The sequence below is a fragment of the Streptomyces sp. NPDC040589 genome, from assembly GCF_055594445.1.
In genome coordinates, this window is record NZ_JBVIWP010000003.1 from 1,117,420 (window position 1) to 1,136,501 (window position 19,082).

13 protein-coding genes are annotated in these 19,082 nt (G+C 70.1%); 9 read left to right on the plus strand and 4 right to left on the minus strand.

Annotation, left to right across the window (positions count from 1 at the left end; all coding sequences use genetic code 11):
• Nucleotides 1-106 precede the first annotated feature (106 nt).
• The 8 genes from ACZ58V_RS17480 to ACZ58V_RS17515 all read left to right on the plus strand — a co-directional run bounded on the left by ACZ58V_RS17480 (nucleotide 107) and on the right by ACZ58V_RS17515 (nucleotide 13,471).
• Nucleotides 107-1,111 carry a carbohydrate ABC transporter permease gene (locus ACZ58V_RS17480; protein WP_468190707.1) on the plus strand — a complete coding sequence of 335 codons (1,005 nt, stop codon included), beginning with the start codon at nucleotides 107-109 and terminating at the stop codon, nucleotides 1,109-1,111.
• 14 nt (nucleotides 1,112-1,125) lie between these two features.
• Nucleotides 1,126-2,034: a sugar ABC transporter permease gene (locus ACZ58V_RS17485; RefSeq protein ID WP_468190705.1), complete on the plus strand. Its 909-nt coding sequence runs from the start codon at nucleotides 1,126-1,128 to the stop codon at nucleotides 2,032-2,034.
• Nucleotides 2,035-2,238: 204 nt separating this feature from the next.
• A complete protein-coding gene (locus ACZ58V_RS17490; protein ID WP_468190703.1) occupies nucleotides 2,239-3,930 on the plus strand; it encodes a glycoside hydrolase family 13 protein in 1,692 nt (563 codons plus the stop codon).
• Between the two features lie 120 nt (nucleotides 3,931-4,050).
• Nucleotides 4,051-5,436, plus strand: coding sequence for an alpha-amylase (locus ACZ58V_RS17495; protein WP_471290654.1), 1,386 nt, complete (start codon nucleotides 4,051-4,053; stop codon nucleotides 5,434-5,436).
• A gap of 166 nt (nucleotides 5,437-5,602) precedes the next feature.
• A complete protein-coding gene (locus ACZ58V_RS17500) occupies nucleotides 5,603-6,154 on the plus strand; it encodes a helix-turn-helix domain-containing protein (RefSeq protein WP_471290714.1) in 552 nt (183 codons plus the stop codon).
• The gene (gene pulA / locus ACZ58V_RS17505) at nucleotides 6,057-11,387 is read left to right on the plus strand and encodes a pullulanase-type alpha-1,6-glucosidase (RefSeq protein WP_471290716.1); all 5,331 of its coding nucleotides are present in this window, start codon (nucleotides 6,057-6,059) and stop codon (nucleotides 11,385-11,387) included. The genes ACZ58V_RS17500 and pulA overlap by 98 nt, the downstream gene beginning before the upstream one ends.
• 78 nt (nucleotides 11,388-11,465) lie before the next feature.
• Nucleotides 11,466-13,085: a SpoIIE family protein phosphatase gene (locus ACZ58V_RS17510; RefSeq protein WP_468190700.1), complete on the plus strand. Its 1,620-nt coding sequence runs from the start codon at nucleotides 11,466-11,468 to the stop codon at nucleotides 13,083-13,085.
• Between the two features lie 29 nt (nucleotides 13,086-13,114).
• A complete protein-coding gene (locus ACZ58V_RS17515; protein ID WP_468190698.1) occupies nucleotides 13,115-13,471 on the plus strand; it encodes a 5-carboxymethyl-2-hydroxymuconate Delta-isomerase in 357 nt (118 codons plus the stop codon).
• A 6-nt stretch (nucleotides 13,472-13,477) separates the two neighbouring features.
• Here ACZ58V_RS17515 and ACZ58V_RS17520 read toward each other — a convergent pair whose 3' ends face one another.
• The 3 genes from ACZ58V_RS17520 to ACZ58V_RS17530 all read right to left on the minus strand — a co-directional run bounded on the left by ACZ58V_RS17520 (nucleotide 13,478) and on the right by ACZ58V_RS17530 (nucleotide 16,760).
• The gene (locus ACZ58V_RS17520) at nucleotides 13,478-14,167 is read right to left on the minus strand and encodes a TetR/AcrR family transcriptional regulator (RefSeq protein WP_189724659.1); all 690 of its coding nucleotides are present in this window, start codon (nucleotides 14,165-14,167) and stop codon (nucleotides 13,478-13,480) included.
• Between the two features lie 94 nt (nucleotides 14,168-14,261).
• A complete protein-coding gene (locus ACZ58V_RS17525; RefSeq protein ID WP_468190696.1) occupies nucleotides 14,262-16,184 on the minus strand; it encodes a hypothetical protein in 1,923 nt (640 codons plus the stop codon).
• A gap of 48 nt (nucleotides 16,185-16,232) precedes the next feature.
• A complete protein-coding gene (locus ACZ58V_RS17530; protein WP_468190694.1) occupies nucleotides 16,233-16,760 on the minus strand; it encodes a tetratricopeptide repeat protein in 528 nt (175 codons plus the stop codon).
• A gap of 145 nt (nucleotides 16,761-16,905) precedes the next feature.
• On the opposite strand from ACZ58V_RS17530, the gene ACZ58V_RS17535 reads away from it, so the two are divergent.
• Nucleotides 16,906-17,355: a hypothetical protein gene (locus ACZ58V_RS17535; protein WP_468190692.1), complete on the plus strand. Its 450-nt coding sequence runs from the start codon at nucleotides 16,906-16,908 to the stop codon at nucleotides 17,353-17,355.
• Between the two features lie 86 nt (nucleotides 17,356-17,441).
• Here ACZ58V_RS17535 and ACZ58V_RS17540 read toward each other — a convergent pair whose 3' ends face one another.
• Nucleotides 17,442-18,992 carry a DUF1996 domain-containing protein gene (locus ACZ58V_RS17540; RefSeq protein ID WP_471290655.1) on the minus strand — a complete coding sequence of 517 codons (1,551 nt, stop codon included), beginning with the start codon at nucleotides 18,990-18,992 and terminating at the stop codon, nucleotides 17,442-17,444.
• Nucleotides 18,993-19,082: the final 90 nt, after the last annotated feature.

Genomic DNA, 19,082 nt, shown 5'->3' on the forward strand with positions numbered 1-19,082 from the left:
GCCGGATCCCCCTGGCATGGGGGGAGGGGATCCGGCGGCCACAGGCCCGCGCCTGCGCCCGGGCAGCTCCCCCTGACCTCCTTGAACCTCCAGAAGGTGCCGAACCATGACAGTCGTCATCGACCGAGCGACCGGCAAGCGGCGCGGTGAGCGGGACCCGCGCCCCGGGCCGGGCCAGCGGCTGAAGAACGGCTTCCACAAGCACTGGTACGCCTACGCGATGATCGCCCCGGTGGCGATCGTCCTCGGCGTCCTCGTGCTGTACCCGCTGGCGTACGGCCTGTACCTCACGCTCACCGACGCCACCAGCCTCAACACCGCCCGCACGATCGGCGTCAACGAGATCGACGCCACCTACAAGTTCATCGGCCTGGACAACTACGCCGACATCCTGTGGGGCCCGACGTCGTACGACCGCTTCTGGTCGCACTTCCTGTGGACGGTCTTCTGGACGGCGGCCTGTGTCGCCCTGCACTACGGCATCGGCCTCGGACTCGCGCTGCTGCTCAACCAGAAGCTGCGCGGCCGCACCCTCTACCGGATGGTCCTCGTGCTGCCCTGGGCGGTGCCGACCTTCGTCACCGTCTTCGGCTGGCGGTTCATGCTCGCCGACGGCGGCATCATCAACAGCGGCCTGGAACTCCTGCACCTGCCGACGCCGCTGTGGCTGGAGGACACCTTCTGGCAGCGGTTCGCCGCGATCATGGTCAACACCTGGTGCGGTGTGCCGTTCATGATGGTCTCGCTGCTCGGCGGACTGCAGTCGATCGACGCGAGCCTGTACGAGGCCTCCGAGATGGACGGCGCGGGCGCCTGGCAGCGGTTCCGCTACGTCACCCTGCCCGGCCTCAGGTCCGTCAGCACGACGGTCGTACTCCTCGGCGTCATCTGGACCTTCAACCAGTTCGCCATCATCTTCCTGCTGTTCGGCAACACCGCCCCCGACGCCCAGATCCTCGTGACCTGGGCCTACCAGCTGGGCTTCGGGCAGCAGCCGCGCGACTACGCACAGTCCGCCGCCTACGGAATCCTGCTCCTGTCCCTCCTGATCGTCTTCACCTCCTTCTACCGCCGCTGGCTGAACCGCAACGAGCAGCAGCTCGCGATCTGAGGCAGGAGTCCACCATGAGTACGACCACCGTCGAGACCTCCGCCGCGGTCACCGAGCGGCGCCCCGCCGACGCGCCCCGCAAGGTCCGCCGCCGCGGCGAGAACAGCCGCGCGGGCTCCCTCGCCTCGCACGCCGTGCTGATCGGCGCGAGCCTGACCGCGCTCTTCCCGATCGCCTGGCTGGTCTTCCTGTCCCTCGGCCCGGACAAGGACGACTACCTCCACCCCGGGCGCATCTGGAGCAAGATGACGCTCGACAACTACGCGTTCGTCCTGCAGGACACGAGCTTCTTCGACTGGCTGACGAGCACGCTGGTCGTGGTGCTGGGCACGACGCTCATCGGCGTCGTCGTCGCGGCGTCCACCGGCTACGCGGTCTCCCGCATGCGCTTCCCGGGTTACCGGAAGCTGATGTGGGTACTGCTGGTCACCCAGATGTTCCCGATCGCGGTCCTGATCGTGCCGATGTACCAGATCCTCTCGGATCTGCAGCTCATCGACAGCTACCTTGGTCTCATCCTTGTCAACTGCACCACGATCGTGCCGTACTGCGCCTGGCTGATGAAGGGCTATTTCGACACCATCCCGTTCGAGATCGACGAGGCCGGGCGCGTCGACGGGCTGACCCCCTTCGGCACGTTCGCGCGGCTCATCCTGCCGCTCGCCAAGCCGGGCCTCGCGGTCGCGGCGTTCTACAGCTTCCTCACGGCCTTCGGGGAGGTCGCGTTCGCCTCGACGTTCATGCTGAGCGACGACAAGTACACCTTTGCCGTCGGTCTGCAGACGTTCGTCAGCGAGCATGACGCGCAGCGGAACCTGATGGCCGCGACCGCCGTACTGATCGCCATACCGGCTGCCCTGTTCTTCTATCTCGTGCAGAAGAACCTGGTGACCGGGCTCACCGCCGGTGGCACCAAGGGGTGACCCTCGTCGAGCGATCGGCTGCGGCGCCGTCGTGGCCGATCGCGCCCACGCGGCGGAGCCGCAGATCGATACAGCCCCGCGCCCCTGAGGGGGCGCGTGGTGGGCGGCCGTGGTGCCCATCCGACCCCGCTGTGCCGCGGCCGCCCCAACAACACCCCGCCCACGCCTTCCATGACCGACATCCTGTGACGCATCAAGGACGACATGAGCCAGCAGCACTCCGCCGCCCCTGCCATGACCCCCACCGTCGCCAAGCGCCGCGACTGGTGGCGGGACGCGGTGATCTACCAGGTGTACCCGCGCAGCTTCGCCGACAGCAACGGCGACGGCATGGGCGACCTGGAAGGTGTCCGCACCCGTCTGCCGTATCTGCGCGACCTCGGCGTGGACGCCGTGTGGCTGAGCCCCTTCTACGCCTCGCCGCAGGCCGACGCGGGCTACGACGTCGCCGACTACCGGGCCGTCGACCCCATGTTCGGCAACCTCCTGGACGCCGACGCGCTGATCCGCGACGCCCACGAGCTGAGCCTGCGGATCATCGTCGACCTGGTCCCGAACCACTCCTCCGACCAGCACGAGTGGTTCAAGCGGGCCGTCGCCGAGGGCCCCGGCTCCCCGCTGCGGGAGCGCTACCACTTCCGCCCCGGCAAGGGGGAGAACGGCGAGCTGCCCCCCAACGACTGGGAGTCGATCTTCGGCGGCCCGGCGTGGACCCGGGTCGCCGAACCCGACGGCACGCCCGGTGAGTGGTACCTGCACCTCTTCGCCCCCGAGCAGCCCGACTTCGACTGGGAGCACCCGGCGGTCGGCGACGAGTTCCGCTCGATCCTGCGCTTCTGGCTGGACATGGGCGTCGACGGCTTCCGTATCGACGTCGCCCACGGTCTGGTGAAGGCGGAAGGGCTGCCCGACCTTGGATCCCACGACCAGGTGAAGCTGCTGGGCAACGATGTCATGCCGTTCTTCGACCAGGAGGGCGTGCACGAGATCTACCGGCAGTGGCGGCTCATCCTCGACGAGTACGCGGGGGAGAGGATCTTCGTCGCGGAGGCCTGGACGCCGACCATCGAGCGCACCGCCCACTACGTCCGCCCGGACGAGCTGCACCAGGCCTTCAACTTCCAGTACCTCAGCACCCACTGGGACGCCGAGGAGATGCGCGAGGTCATCGACCGCACCCTGGACGCCATGCGCCCGGTCGGCGCCCCCGCCACCTGGGTGCTGTCCAACCACGACGTGACCCGGCACGCCACCCGCTTCGCCAACCCGGCAGGGCTCGGCACCCAGATCCGGCTGGCCGGCGACCGGGAACTGGGGCTGCGCAGGGCCCGGGCCGCGAGCCTGCTCATGCTGGCGCTGCCCGGCTCGGCCTACGTCTACCAGGGCGAGGAACTCGGGCTGCCCGACGTCGTCGACCTGCCGGACGAGGTGCGTCAGGACCCGGCGTACTTCCGGGGCGCCGGACAGGACGGCTTCCGCGACGGGTGCCGGGTGCCGATCCCGTGGACCCGGACCGGATCGTCGTACGGCTTCGGCGACGGGGGCAGCTGGCTGCCGCAGCCGGACGGGTGGGGTGAGCTGAGCGTCGAGGCGCAGACCGGGGAGCCCGGCTCGACCCTGGAGCTGTACCGGGCCGCGCTCGCCGTGCGCCGTGAGCAGCCCGACCTGGGGGCCGGTACGTCCGTGGAGTGGCTGCGGGCGCCCGAGGGCGTGCTGGCCTTCCGGCGCGGGGAGTTCGTGTGCGTCGCGAACACCACCGGGGAGTCGGTGGCGATGCCGGCGTACGGCCGGGTGCTGGTCGCGAGCGGCGAGGTCGTCCTGGTCGACGACGAGGCGAAGGTGCCGGCCGACAGCACGGTGTGGTGGACCACCGCGACCGCCGCGATCACCGCCTGATTTTTCCTTTGAATTTCGTACGGCCCGCTGCCCTTTCGGGTGGCGGGCCTTTACCATCTGCGTCACCGCAAGGTTTCTGAACCTTGCTGCAAGAACCTTCAACGAAGAAGGAAACCCCACATGGCACGCAGACACCTCCCCGGACACCTCTCCGCCGCCGTCGCGCTCGCCGCGACTGTGGTTGTCATGAACCCGACCAGCGCACAGGCCTCCCCACCTGGCACCAAGGACGTCACCGCCGTCCTCTTCGAGTGGAACTTCGCCTCCGTCGCCCGCGAGTGCACCAACACCCTCGGCCCCGCCGGATACGGCTACGTCCAGGTCTCCCCGCCCGCCGAGCACATACAGGGCTCCCAGTGGTGGACGTCGTACCAGCCGGTCAGCTACAAGATCGCCGGCCGGCTCGGCGACCGCACGGCCTTCCGGAACATGGTGAACACCTGCCACGCGGCCGGTGTGAAGGTCGTCGCCGACACCGTCGTCAACCACATGGCGGCGGGCAACGGCACCGGCACCGGCGGCTCGTCGTACACGAAGTACACCTATCCGGGCCTGTACTCCTCCAGCGACTTCGACGACTGCACCTCCCAGATCACCAACTACCAGGACCGCTGGAACGTCCAGCGCTGCGAACTGGTCGGCCTCTCCGACCTCGACACCGGTGAGGACTACGTCCGCGGGGCCATCGCCGGGTACATGAACGACCTGCTCTCCCTCGGCGTGGACGGCTTCCGCATCGACGCGGCCAAGCACATGGACACGGCCGACCTGGCGAACATCAAGTCCCGGCTGAGCAACCCGTCGGTGTACTGGAAGCAGGAGGTCATCTACGGCAGCGGAGAAGCCGTCCAGCCCACCGAGTACACGAGTAACGGCGACGTCCAGGAGTTCCGCTACGCCTACGACCTCAAGCGGGTCTTCAACAACGAGAACCTCGCCTATCTGAAGAACTACGGCGAGGGCTGGGGCTACATGAACAGCGGAGTCTCCGGCGTCTTCGTCGACAACCACGACACCGAGCGCAACGGCAGCACCCTGAGCTACAAGGACAACGCCACCTACACCCTGGCCAACGTCTTCATGCTCGCCTGGCCCTACGGCGCCCCGGACATCAACTCCGGCTACGAGTTCTCCGACCACGACGCCGGCCCGCCGGGCGGCGGCCAGGTGAACGCCTGCTGGCAGGACGGCTGGAAGTGCCAGCACAACTGGCCGGAGATCAAGTCGATGGTCGGCTTCCGCAACGCCACCCGGGGCCAGGCCGTCACCAACTGGTGGGACAACGGCGGCGACGCGATCGCCTTCGGCCGGGGCGGCAAGGGGTTCGTAACCATCAACCACGAGCCGGGTTCGCTGAGCCGTACGTATCAGACGTCGCTGCCTGCGGGGACGTACTGCGATGTGCAGAACAACAGGACCGTGACGGTGAACTCCAGCGGGCAGTTCACGGCCACCCTCGGCTCCAACACCGCCCTCGCGATCTACGCCGGCAAGTCGAGCTGCTGAGTTGCAAGTCAGCTGACGCCCCTCGGCCGGCTTCCCCGAGGGGCGTCAGCACGGCCGCGTCGCACCGGTACGCCTGTGGCCGGTTTGGGAGCGGCGAGCGGGACCGGGCTCTGATGAGGAAGCATTTCGGGCGGGGGATGGGGTCCCGTGCTCATAGGTGATCAACATGAAGCTCCGGTACAACCTTCGTGTGTACCCGAGCGCTTCTCAGTGCGGCAGTCTGGCGAGGGCGTTCGGGTGCGCCCGCGTCGTGTGGAACGACGCCCTTCGACTACGTCGTGAGGCATATGCGCAGGGACTGCCGCGCCCGACGGCGGGTGAGCTGCCGAAGCGGGTCATCAAATGGATCACCGACTTCACTCAAGTCGACCCGCATCTACGAGCATCAGGCGTTGCTGCCTGTGGAGGCACTGCCCCAGACCAACTTCCTCTGATGCAATTCCTTTCTGATGTTTTCAGGACTCTTGCTGTAAGAGTTACGGCGGCGATACGGTCGCGCGGGGTCGGACCCGAAGAGCCGCACATCGCAAGGAGTCCACGTCTTGATACCGAGATGGCCGGTGCCGTCGAGGCGCCGAACTGCCCGTACCGGACGGGTCGCCGCGGTCACCGCCACCGCGCTGGCCGCAGCGCTCGTCCAACCCCTCGCGGCGCGGGCGGACACCCCGCCACCGCCCCCGTCCGACGCCAAGCTCGCCGCCGAGCCCGCCCGGCATGACTCCACGCGCGAGCAGTTCTACTTCGTCCTGCCAGACCGCTTCGCCAACGGCGACACCGGCAACGACAAGGGCGCACTCACCGGTACCCGCCTGACCACTGGTTACGACCCCACTGACAAGGGCTTCTACCAGGGCGGCGACCTCAAGGGCCTGACCAAGAAGCTCGACTACATCAAGGGCCTGGGCACCACCGCCCTCTGGATGGCCCCCATCTTCAAGAACCAGCCCGTACAGGGCAACGGCTCTAACGTCTCGGCGGGCTACCACGGCTATTGGATTACGGACTTTACCCGGGTCGACCCGCACTTCGGCACCAACAAGGACCTCGAGACCCTCATCGACAAGGCCCACGCCAAGGGCATGAAGGTCTTCTTCGACGTCATCACCAACCACACGGCGGACGTCGTCGACTACGAGGAGAAGTCCTACGACTACCTCTCCAAGGGCGCCTTCCCGTACCTGACGAAGGACGGCGAGCCCTTCGACGACGCCGACTACGCGGACGGGCGACGGGACTTCCCCGAGGTCGGCACCGGCTCCTTCCCGCGCACCCCGGTCGTCCCCGCGGCGAAGAAGAACGTCAAGGTCCCGTCCTGGCTCAACGACCCGACGATGTACCACAACCGGGGCGACTCCACCTTCGCCGGTGAGAGCTCCGAACACGGCGACTTCTCCGGCCTGGACGATCTGTGGACCGAACGGCCCGAGGTCGTGCGGGGGATGGAGAAGATCTACCAGCGCTGGGTGCGGGACTTCGACGTCGACGGCTTCCGGATCGACACCGTGAAGCACGTCAACATGGAGTTCTGGACGCAGTGGGCCACCGCCCTCGACGCCTACGCCGCCCAGCGCGGCCGGGACGACTTCTTCATGTTCGGCGAGGTCTACTCGGCCGACACGAACGTCACTGCCCCGTACGTCACCCAGGGCCGGCTCGACGCCACGCTCGACTTCCCCTTCCAGGAGGCCGCCCGGCAGTACGCCTCGGAGGGCGCGAGCGCGCAGAAGCTCGCGGGTGTCTTCGGCGACGACTACAAGTACACGACCGGCAAGGCCAACGCGTACGAGCAGGTCACCTTCCTCGGCAACCACGACATGGGCCGCATCGGCTCGTTCCTCAAGCAGGACGACCCGAAGGCCACCGACGCCGAGCTCCTCGCCAAGGACGAGCTCGCCAACGAGCTGATGTTCCTCAGCCGCGGCAACCCGGTCGTCTACTACGGCGACGAGCAGGGCTTCACCGGCCCGGGCGGCGACAAGGACGCCCGGCAGAGCATGTTCGCCTCGCGCACCGCCGACTACCTCGACGACGACCGCATCGGCACCGACCGCACCCACGCCGAGGACGCCTACGACACCAAGGCCCCGCTCTACCGGCAGATCAGCGCCCTCGCCGCACTCCGCAAGGCCAACCCGGCCCTCACCGACGGCGTCCAGCAGCAGCGGTACGCGGCCGATGGCCCGGGCGTCTACGCCTTCTCCCGCACCGACGCGAAGACCGGCACCGAGTACGTCGTCGCCTTCAACAACGCGGGCGAGGCGAAGACCGCGACCTTCCCGACCGGCTCGGCCGGCATGACCTTCAAGGGCATCCACGGCACCGACGCCTCCCCGAAGAGCGACGGCGGCAAGAAGCTCACCGTCACCGTCCCGGCCGGCTCGGCGATCGTCCTCAAGGCGGCCGGCGAGCTCGCCCCGCCCGCCACCGAGCCGACGATCACCCTCAGGGCCCCGGCGGTCGGCGCCACCGGCACCGTGGAGCTCTCCGCCGACGTCGACGGAGGCGGGCTCAACCGGGTCGTCTTCGCGGCCCGGACCGGCAACGGAAAGTGGCAGACACTCGGCTCCGCCGACCACGCCCCGTACAAGGTCACGCACACGGTCGCCAAGGACGTACCGCCCGGCACGGCCCTGCGCTACAAGGCCGTCGTGGTCGACTCGGCCGGGCGCACCGCGAGCGCCCTGGCCGCCTCCACCACCGGCACCCCGCCCGTCGACGAGCCGCCCAGCGCCTCCTCCCGTGACTACGCGATCGTCCACTACAAGCGCGCCGACGGGAACTACGCCGACTGGGGCCTGTACGCCTGGGGCGACCTCGCCGACGGCGAGGCCACGCCATGGCCCGAGAGCCACCCCTTCACCGGCCGTGACGCCTACGGCGCCTTCGCCTACGTCAAGCTCAAGCCCGGCGCCTCGAACGTCAGCTTCCTCGTCATCGACAAGGACGGCGACAAGGACGTCTCCACCGACCGCACGATCGACGTCACGAAGACCGGCGAGGTCTGGATCGAGCAGGGCGAGGAGACCGTCCGCACGGAGAAGCCGGCGGCCGACTACCCGGCCCCGGACAAGACCAAGGCCGTCCTGCACTACCACCGGGCCGACGGGAACTACGACGGCTGGGGCCTGCACGTCTGGACCGGTGCCGCGAACCCCACCGACTGGTCGAACCCCCTCAAGCCGGTCAAGACTGATACCTATGGTGCGGTCTTCGAGGTACCGCTCACCGACGGTGCCACCAGCCTCAGCTACATCCTCCACAAGGGCGACGAGAAGGACCTGCCCTCCGACCAGTCGCTCGACCTCAAGGCGAACGGCCACGAGGTGTGGCTGTTGAGCGGCCAGGAGAAGTACCTGCTCCCGCAGCCGGTGGGTGCCGCCGCCGCGCTCGACCTGACCACGTCCAAGGCGGTCTGGATCGACCGGAACACCCTCGCCTGGAACGGCTCCGACGCGGCCGCCTCCACCCAGCTGCTCTACGCACGCGACGGCTCGATCGAGGTGAAGGACGGCGCCCTCACCGGTGACGCCAAGTGGCTGCGCCTGTCCAAGACGGAGCTGACCGACGCCCAGAAGGCCAGGTTCCCGCACCTGAAGGCGTACGACGCCTGGACTGTCGACCCGCGCGACCGCGACCGGGTGCGCGAGGCCCTGCGCGGCCAGGTCGTCGCCACGCAGCACGCGGGCAACGGTGCCGTGCTCGCGGCGACCGGTGTCCAGATCGCCGGTGTCCTCGACGACCTGTACGACGCCACGAAGGCCGACCTGGGCCCGGCGTTCTCCCGGGGCCGCCCCACGCTGTCCGTCTGGGCACCGACCGCGCGGCGGGTGTCACTGGAGATCGGCGACTCCACCGTGCCGATGAAGCGCGACGCCACCACCGGCGTCTGGTCCGTCACCGGCCCGAAGTCCTGGAAGGGCAAGCCCTACCGGTACGTCGTCGAGGTCTGGGCCCCCAGCGTCCGCAAGGTCGTCACCAACAAGGTCACCGACCCCTACTCCCTGGCCCTCACCGCCGACTCGGAGCGCAGCCTCGTCGTCGACCTGGACGACCAGGCCCTCAAGCCCTCCGGCTGGTCGGCCTACACCAAGCCCAAGGCCGTACCGCTGAGGGACGCCCAGATCCAGGAGCTGCACATCCGGGACTTCTCCGTCGAGGACCGCACGGCGAAGCACCCCGGCAGCTACCTCGCCTTCACCGACAAGGACAGCGACGGCTCGAAGCATCTGCGCGAGCTGGCCAAGGCGGGCACCTCGTACGTCCACCTCCTGCCCGCCTTCGACATCGCCACCGTCCCGGAGCGCAAGGCCGACCAGGCGCGCGTCGACTGCGACCTCGCCTCCTACCCGGCCGACTCCGACAAGCAGCAGGAGTGCGTCGGGAAGATCGCCGCGAAGGACGCCTACAACTGGGGCTACGACCCGTACCACTACACGGTCCCCGAGGGCTCCTACGCCACCGACCCGGACGGCACGGCCCGCACGGTCGAGTTCCGCAAGATGGTGAAGGCGCTGAACGACGACGGCCTGCGGGTCGTCATGGACGTCGTCTACAACCACACCGCGGCCAGCGGCCAGGAGCGGACAAGCGTCCTCGACCGGATCGTGCCCGGCTACTACCAGCGGCTCCTCGCCGACGGCTCGGTCGCGAACAGCACCTGCTGCGCCAACACGGCCACCGAGAACGCCATGATGGGCAAGCTCGTCGTCGACTCGATCGTCACCTGGGCCAAGCAGTACAAGGTCGACGGCTTCCGCTTCGACCTCATGGGCCACCACCCGAAGGCCAACATCCTCGCGGTCCGCAAGGCCCTCGACGCGCTCACCCTCGCCAAGGACGGCGTCGACGGCAAGAGGATCATCCTTTACGGCGAGGGCTGGAACTTCGGCGAGATCGCCGACGACGCCCGGTTTCCGCAGGCCACACAGAAGAACATGGCCGGCACCGGCATCGCCACCTTCTCCGACCGCGCCCGTGACGCCGTGCGCGGCGGCGGCCCCTTCGACGAGGACCCCGGCGTCCAGGGCTTCGCGTCCGGCCTGTACACCGACCCCAACTCCTCGCAGCACAACGGCACCCCGGCCGAGCAGAAGGCCCGCCTGCTGCACTACCAGGACCTCATCAAGGTCGGGCTCTCCGGCAACCTCGCCGGCTACCGGTTCACCGACACCGGCGGCAAGGAGGTCACCGGCGCCGACGTCGACTACAACGGCCAACCCGCCGGCTACGCCGCCGCCCCCGGCGACGCCCTCGCCTACGCCGACGCGCACGACAACGAGTCGCTCTTCGACGCCCTCGCCTTCAAACTGCCCGCCACGACGAGTGCGTCCGACCGGGCCCGGATGCAGGTCCTCGCCATGGCGACGGCCACCCTCTCCCAGGGGCCGGCCCTCTCCCAGGCGGGCACCGACCTGCTGCGCTCCAAGTCCCTGGACCGCAACTCCTACGACAGCGGCGACTGGTTCAACGCCGTCCACTGGAACTGCGCCGACGGCAACGGCTTCGGCCGCGGCCTGCCCATGGCGGCCGACAACAAGGACAAGTGGCCCTACGGCAAGCCCCTGTTGAGCACGGTCAAGGTCGGCTGCGAGCAGATCGAGGGCACCTCGGCCGCGTACCGGGATCTGTTGAGGATCCGTTCCGCGGAGCCGGCGTTCTCCCTCGCCACGGCCGGCCAGGTGCAGTCGAAGCTCTCCTTCCCGCTGTCCGGCAAGGACGAGACACCCGGCGTGATCACCATGCGGCTCGGCGATCTCGTCGTCGTCTTCAACGCCACACCCGAGCGCCAGGAACAGCAGGTCACCGCGCTCGCCGGAACCGGCTACCGGCTGCACCCGGTGCAGGCGGCGGGGGCGGACCCTACCGTCAAGTCGTCCACGTACGCGGCTGAATCGGGCACGTTCGCCGTTCCGGGGCGCACGGTCGCCGTCTTCACCCGGGCCGGCGCGTAGCGCACTACGTTGGGTGGGGCAGGCCGTGACCGACGGCCCGCCCCACCCACGTACGCCCCGAGGTGCTCCTCGATCGAGATGGACGGCAACGGCACGCAGCACATCCCCGGCACCACCGTGCTGGTCGTGGACGACGTCGCGGCCAGCCGGTACGCCATGGGCGCGGTGCTCAGCCGGGCCGGTCACCAGGTCGTGCCCGTAGCCAGCGGCGGCGAGGCGCTCGTCGAACTCGACGTCCGGCTGCGCGACGGCACCCTGCCCGACGTGGCCCTCGTCGATGTGGGCCTGCCGGACATGAGCGGCTTCGAACTGTGCCGCCGGCTCCGGGCCCTGCCGCCCATGGCCGCCCTGCCCGTCGTGCACTTCTCGGCAGCCCAGACCGCGCCCGGCGACCGGTGCCGGGGGCTGGACGCGGGCGGCGACGCCTATCTGACCGTGCCCGCCGAACCGCTGGAGATCCAGGCCGTCGTCCGGGCCGCCGTGCGCGGAGCGCGCCGCACCGCGGGCGCCGAGACCGTCGTCCACCGGCTGACCCTGCTGTCCGAGGCCATCATCACGGTGCAGACGGCGCGCTGCCCCCGGGAACTCGCCACCGCGGCCGCCGACGGCACCGCCCGCCTCACCGGCTCGCCCGCCGTGGTGTTCGTGATCGCCCCCGACGGCGAGCCCTACCAAGGATCGGCCCGCAGCCGTCCCGCGGCGACGGACAGCGGCGCGCACCAGGCGGCGGCACGGCTGGCCGCCCGGATCGCGGAGGGCCGTACGGGCGTGCACAGCGCCGTCGTCCCCGCGCCGCTGTGGCCGGCCGGGATCTTCCGGCCGGGCGTCGAGGAGGACGCCCTCCTGACCGTGGCGACGGGCCAGGACGGCCGTACGGCCGTGTGCCTGGCCACGCCCGTGCGGCGCGCGGCGATCAACGGCCCCGCGGACGACGGGCTGCTGGCCCGGCTCGCCCAGGCCGCCGCGCTCGCCGCCGAACCGCTGCTGCTGTACCAGGTGGAGCGGCATGTCGCCCTCACCCTCCAGCACAGCTTCCTGCCCCGGCCGCACAAGCTGCCCCACCTGCCCGGCGTCGACATCGAGGTCCGCTATGTGCCCGCCTCCCGGCAGGCCGAGATCGGCGGCGACTTCTACGCCGCCCTGCGCACCGGCGACGGGGTGCTCACCGCGGTCGGGGACGTGGTCGGGCACTCGCTGGACGCCGCCACCGTCATGGTCGAGATACGGCACGCGCTGCGGGCCTACTGCGTGGACCAGAGCGACCCGGTCGTGCTGGCCGGGCGGCTCGACCGGATGCTCCAGCGGTACCACCCCGACTTCACGGCCACCGTGTGCCTGGCCCTGGTCGACCCCGGCAGCGGCCGGGTGCGGATCGCCAACGCCGGTCACATCCCGCCGCTGATCCTGCGCGACGGGGGCGGCGCGGAGTACGTCGACGCGTGCGGTCCGCTGCTCGGCCTGGGCCTGGAACGCCCCCCGCCGACCGAGCACCACCTGAGCCCCACCGACCGCCTGCTCATGGTCACCGACGGCCTCATCGAAACCCGCGGCATCCCTCTGGAGGTCTCCCTGGAACAACTCCGCACGGCCGCCGCCGACGCCCCCACCCCCCTGGACACCCTCTGCGACGTGCTCCTGGGCTGCTTCGGCCACGACCGGGAGGACGACATCGCCATGCTGGCCCTCCGGTTAGGGTGAGCCGTTGGCCGCCCAGGACTGGAGTACTGATGCCGCAGATCACCGTCGACTATTCCGCCGACCTCGCGGACGGCTTCGACCGGACCGGATTCGCCAAGGCGCTGCACGAGGCGACCGTCGACATCGCGGCCGCCAAGCCGCCGGCGTGCAAGAGCCGGTTCCGCCCGACCGAGGACATCGTGGTCGGGCCCGACACCGAGGGACATGCCCATGTGCACGTCCACATCGCGCTGCTCGCCGGCCGCACCGAGGAGACCAAGGCCCGGCTCACCGAAGCCGCGCTGGAGTTGCTGCGCACGTATCTGAAGACCGCCGACGGGATCGTGCTGCACGCCTCCGCCGAGGTGCGTGACCTGGACGTTTCCTACCGGAAGTTCGAAGGGTGAGCGGGTTCAGGTCGCCAGCGTCAGGAGCCGGCCGGCCAGGTCGGCGAACGGGCCGTCGGCCGGCTCCTCCTTGAAGATGCGGCGCAGCAGGGCACCCATCTCCTGGTCGTAGGCGGCGCTCACGGAGGCCAGCGCGGCGAAGTCGTGCACGAGCTGGCTCTCCAGTTCCGCCCGCGGGATGCGCCGGCCGTCCAGCCAGATCAGCGCCGTCGACTCGGCGAGCGAGATCCAGGAACGGACGACCAGTTCCAGACGCGCGGGCGGATCGGTCACGCCCAGGTGCGAAAGGATCTGGACATACGCGGCCTGCCGTACGGAGTCGACGAGCGCGTTGGTCGTCGAGGAGCCGACCGCGGGTCCGCCGCGCATGAGGGCCGAGAAACCCGGCCCGTGCTCGTCCACGAAGTCGAAGTAGCGGCCCATCACGCGCAGCAGCCGCGCCCCCAGCGGACCCTCGTGCGGCTCCACGAAACGGGCCGCGAGATCGTCCGCCGCCCGCTGCAACGCCGCCTCGTACAGGCTGAGTTTGCCGGGAAAGTAGTGATAGACCAACGGCCGCGAAATGCCCGCGGCCGACGCTATCTCGTCGATGGAGACCTCGTCGGGCGAGCGGCGGCTGAACAGTTCGAGGGCGACGCCGATCAACTGCTGCCGCCGCTCCTCGACTCCCAATCTGCGGCGAACCCCGGTAGTCATGCGAACACCTTACCGATCGATTCCAGCCTCGAACGGACCGGATCGATCGCGGACGTTCAGCCGGGTGCGCCGGGCGGGCACGAGAACGGGCCTGTCAGCGCAGCCCGCCGAGCGAACGCCCGTCCCGCAGGGTCCCCTTCAGCTCGGCCCGCGCCCCCTGTTCGCCCGGCACGGTCAGCAGACTGCTCCGCGCCGACCCGCTGATCCCGCCCGTCGCCCGGATCGACGCGGTCCGACGGCTGCCCGCGGCCAGCAGATACCAGGTGCCCGCCTCCGACTTCCACAGCACCCCGGCCAGCACATGCGGATCGCGCGCCCCGCACGCCGGGACGTTCTCGGCCTTCGCCGCCACCGCTCCATACCGCCCTCCGGGCGTGTGGAACTGCGCCAGCACCCGCGCCCCGCCACCCCGCCAGGTCTCGGCCCGTGTGCATACCCACGCCGCCGACCCGCTCGCGTCCGGCAGCGGCTGCTCGTTGAACGCCCAGGCGTTGACACTGCGCACGCCCGCCGAGCGCACCGTGGCCAGCGAGCAGGCGTACGGCTGCCAGGTGCGCAGCGCCGCCGCGCCGGACGCCTCTGACGGCGAGCCGGGCCGGCCGCTGGTGAGCCGGGCCGGGACCAGTTCGCCGAGGTCGCTCAGCAGCCGGGTCCGCTTGCCGTCGGCCAGTTGCAGCACGTTCCACGACGTGCACGGACCGGACCTGAGGGCCGGGCTGGCCAGCGGCGCGGTCACCCCGTCGGTGAGGGCGAGGTCCATCGCCCCGGAGCCCGGCTTCAGCAGATCCCGCTCGCCCGCCTTCGACACCCAAGGGGCCGTCAGATAGCGGACGTTGCCGTCGGCCCGGCCCAGGACCACCGCGCCCGCCTCGGCCCGGCCGGCGCCGTCGACCCGGGCGAAGTCGAGGGCGGCGCCCTGCGTGCCGTCCTTGGGCTCGGCGTACCGGGCGATGCGCAGACCGTCGTAGAGGATCACCACGCGCGCGGCGTCGACCGTCCCCGCGTACAGCAGCTGGGGAGGTCCGGCCGGGCCGCCGGACAGGGTGCCGGGCGTCGCCGACACCTGGACCCGCTCGCCGGGGCGTGCCCACACGGCCAGGGCGCGGCGCAGCAGGGCCGAGTCGCCGGTGAGGTCGCCGCGGGCCGGCCACACGGAGAAGTCGGTGCGCGCCGAGCTCTGCCACGCGGCCGGATCGACCCGGGTCAGCTTCGCCGGGTCCAGGGCGGCCTGGGCGGCCGGGTTGCGCGCGTACGGGGGTGCGGCGGCACCGTCGGGGCCCCAGCCCTCGCCGGGCAGACCGAGCAGTGCCCCGCACACCAGCAGCGCCGCCCCGGCGGCCAGCGCGGCCTTCAGGTGCTGGCGGCGCCGCATCAGGTCGGTGGGCCGGGCCTGGAGCGAGCAGGGGTCGAACTCGGGGGAGTCGAGCAGTCCGTACTGCGCGGGGACCCCGTCGGCCTCCAGCAGCGCGCCGTCCGGGTCGGCGACACCCGCCGCCGTGAGCACCTCGCGCGCCCCGTCGTCCGCGAGCCGCTCCAGGCCGCGCAGCGCGTAGGCGGCCCGGGCCGGTCCCGACAGGGTGGACAGCCGCTGGTCCAGGGCGAGTTCGTCGGCGCCGCCGGACCGGGGGAACAGCTTCAGGCCCCACACCTGGGGCAGCAGCGGCGGCAGCTGGGACCGCTTGGGCCATGCCCTGCGCCGCAGCGGCAGTCCCGCCTCCAGTGCCGTGCGCAGCACCTGGAGGCGGACCAGGGCGTAGCCCGGATCGCCGTCACGGCCGGTCGACTGGGCCGGGATCACCGGTGCCGGTGTGCGGTTGCGGGGGAGTGCGCGCTGGGTGAGGGCGTGGGCGGTCACGACGCGCCTGCTGCGGCCCAGGCCCGGCGGCAGCACCAGATAGGCCAGCCGCACGAGCCGCGGGTAGTGCTCGACGAGCGCGGCCTCGGCCTGCTCGACGTCGACGACCGGGCCGGCGGGGGAGGAGGGTGCGGGGCGCTGGGCGACATCCTGTGACTGCACGTTCAGCAGAACGAGCGAATGGTCGGATGGTCACCTGACCGTGGAGCGTCACACCCCCGGCTGCTCCTGCGGTTCCACGAGCAGCCGGGCGTAGTTCGCCATCGACCGCTGGTAGCGGGGCAGGTGCGGGGCCAGCGCGCCCAGGGCCAGCGACAGACCCTCCCGGTCGCGGCCGAGGCTGGACAGACAGAGCGCGAGCGTCGCGCGTACGGGGTCGTCCAGCTCGTCGGACGGGGCGACCAGCTCGGGCGCCAGCAGCGCGAGGCCCTCCTCGGCCCGGCCGACGTTCCGCAGCGAGCTGGCCAGCTGGATCTTCGTCCGGCGGGCCTTGTAGGGGCTGGCGTCCGCGAGTCCTCGCCGCAGCGCCTCCCGGTACAGCGGGACCGCCTTGTCCGAGCGGCCCGTGGAGTCCCAGGCGCAGGCCTGCTCGAACGGCCCGAGCGGGCTGCCGTCCGGCAGCTCGGCGACGAGGGCGTCGACCTCGGCACGGAAGCGCGCCTCGTCCGCTTCCTCTTCCGCGTAGTCGTCGAAGCGGGCCCACAGAGCGGTGACGCGATCTTCCCAGTCCTGGTTCACCGTGCCACCTTCGCACAGGCGTGCCTACGGAGGCAGTGGAATTTGAGCGCTCTGGGCTCCGCAGCCGTATCGAAGGCGAGAGCCCTTGCCGGGGCTCCGTGCGGCATGCGTCCGGACCGTGCCGTGACAAGGACCGGAGGAACAGATGAGGGTGACCCGACCGATGCTCGCGCTGAGCGGCGCGGTGGCGATACTGGCGCTGGCCGGCTGCGGATCCGGCGGCAAGGACGAGGCAGCCGTGCCCGAGGAGGTGACCGGCAGCCTGGAGCACATCGCGGCCGAGGCCAAGTGCAAGCCGAACATGCAGACCGACGCCGACACGATCCGCCAGGCCCTCTGCAAGAAGGGCAAGGAGAAGTACGTCCTCGCGACCTTCTCCACCGACCGCGGCCAGCGCGAGTGGCTGAACGGCGCGAAGGACTACGGCGGCTACTACCTCGTCGGCCGCAAGTGGGTCGCCGTGGGCCAGCAGAAGACGGTCACGGCGCTGCAGAGCACCCTCGGCGGGACCATGGAGGAAGGCTCCGAGCACATGAACCCCGGTGGCAGCCACAACAAGGGCGGTCACAGCAGCGACAGCAGCCACCACGGCTGAACCTCGCGGGCCCGGGCGGAACAGAGACGGACACACGAGAAGCCGGCGGTGGGAATTCCCACCGCCGGCTTTCTACTGGCTGAGGACTACTGGCAGTTCTCGCCGTTGTTGATGCACTGGACCATCTCGTTCATCACGTTCTCGTCGAAGAAGTTGATGAAGTCGTTGTGGTCCGTGATCGGCTTGTGCAGCTGCTCCGGGAAGGAGTCCACCGCGAACGCGTTCTGGACCTGTCCATTGTTGATCTGCGGCGCCGGGACGTCGTAGACCAGACGGACCTGGAGCTGGGGGATGGCCTGGAAGCCGTTCGAGCAGCTGCCGTCCGCTTCCACGAAGTCGACGTGGGTGCGGTGGTTGGCGCTGTCGATGTTCTGGCCGTCCCAGCAGCTCTGGAAGTTGGACAACCGGACCATGTTGCTGCCCTCGGGGCAGATCGGGTACTTGTCCGTCACCTGACGGTCCTCGAAGCCGGTGCACGTCCAGGACGTGTTGGCGTTGTTGAGGCCGTTGGTCAGGGACTTGGCGTCACCGGTGATGATCCGCAGGGCCTTCGGCATCGCGACGACGTCGCTGGTGCGGTTGCCCACGAACTTCAGCTCCGCCTGCGCGGGCTCGACGATCTTGCCGACGTTGCCGTCCTGGCCACCGCCCGGCTGACCCGCGTCGATGTCGTCCGAACCGTCCTGGATCCGGATGACCGGCCAGAAGTACGTCGACTTGTCGCCCTGGTTCTGGCAGGTCGTCTCGCCGTTCTCCAGGTCCTCGTCGCTCGCGAAGGCGTTGTTGGCCTGGTTGCCGACGTAGTCGTGCTGGTGCTGGGCACCGTTGGAGACACCCGGCGCCACGATCACGTTGTCCGAGTTGCGGTTCTCGTTCTCGTTGGTGCCGCACTGCGTGGTGAAGGTGCCCGTGGAGCCGCCGTCACCGTTCGCCGCCAGACCGTTCGGCAGGTTGCGGGAGTTCGGCTGGACTTCCTCGATGTTGACGAAGTCCGCGGCCACCGGGCCGTTGCCGTCCTGACCGCCGTTGCCGCCCTGGCCCTGGTCCTGACCGCCCTGATCCTGGCCCTGGTCCTGACCGCCCTGATCCTGGCCGCCCTGGTCCTGGCCGTCCTGGTTCTGGCCGTCCTGGTTCTGATCGCCCCCGGCCTGGCCGTCGGTGGTGTTCGCGTCGGCGGCCATGCCCTGGCACTCGGCCATCTGGGCGAGGTTGTCCGGCGCCTGGCCACCAACACGCTTGATGTTGATGCCGATCCGGTCGATGGCAGCGGTCCGCTTCGACTTCAGCGGGCCGAGGATGGCGTTGTTGACGAAGCCGGAGTCACCGGCCTGGGCCTGACGCGTGGAGGCGAGCCGGGTGTAGGCCTCGCTGATCTGCTTGTCGAGGTTCGCCAGCTCCTTGTCCACGCCCTGGCGTGCGCCGTCCGGCACGTCGGTCAGGCTCTGGCCCACGTCCGGGCACTGGATCGTGGCGACCTGAGCGCCCGCGGACTTCGTCTGGTTCGCCGAGTTCTCCTCATGCGCCGAGGCATAGAAGTTTGCCCAGATCAGCCCGCCCCCACCGAGCGCTAGGGCCGCCGATGCGGCTATGGCCTTGGTGGCCATCGGCGTCCGGCGTTTTCTTGTGTTGCGTCCCATGGAACTCCTCTGACTTCCTTTTTCGGGGGCATGAGGCGCCCGACAGGAGTGAAGCGGCTCCCATCCATACGCAGGGGGTCCCACGGGTGT

What these genes read in the sequence shown, in the direction of transcription:
- ACZ58V_RS17520 (WP_189724659.1), bottom strand. Translation starts at nt 14,167, where the DNA reads ATGACTACCGGGGTTCGCCGCAGATTGGGAGTCGAGGAGCGGCGGCAG.
- ACZ58V_RS17480 (WP_468190707.1), top strand. Translation starts at nt 107, where the DNA reads ATGACAGTCGTCATCGACCGAGCGACCGGCAAGCGGCGCGGTGAGCGG.
- ACZ58V_RS17495 (WP_471290654.1), top strand. Translation starts at nt 4,051, where the DNA reads ATGGCACGCAGACACCTCCCCGGACACCTCTCCGCCGCCGTCGCGCTC.
- ACZ58V_RS17540 (WP_471290655.1), bottom strand. Translation starts at nt 18,992, where the DNA reads ATGGGACGCAACACAAGAAAACGCCGGACGCCGATGGCCACCAAGGCC.
- ACZ58V_RS17535 (WP_468190692.1), top strand. Translation starts at nt 16,906, where the DNA reads ATGAGGGTGACCCGACCGATGCTCGCGCTGAGCGGCGCGGTGGCGATA.
- ACZ58V_RS17500 (WP_471290714.1), top strand. Translation starts at nt 5,603, where the DNA reads ATGAAGCTCCGGTACAACCTTCGTGTGTACCCGAGCGCTTCTCAGTGC.
- ACZ58V_RS17490 (WP_468190703.1), top strand. Translation starts at nt 2,239, where the DNA reads ATGAGCCAGCAGCACTCCGCCGCCCCTGCCATGACCCCCACCGTCGCC.
- ACZ58V_RS17510 (WP_468190700.1), top strand. Translation starts at nt 11,466, where the DNA reads ATGGACGGCAACGGCACGCAGCACATCCCCGGCACCACCGTGCTGGTC.
- ACZ58V_RS17515 (WP_468190698.1), top strand. Translation starts at nt 13,115, where the DNA reads ATGCCGCAGATCACCGTCGACTATTCCGCCGACCTCGCGGACGGCTTC.
- ACZ58V_RS17485 (WP_468190705.1), top strand. Translation starts at nt 1,126, where the DNA reads ATGAGTACGACCACCGTCGAGACCTCCGCCGCGGTCACCGAGCGGCGC.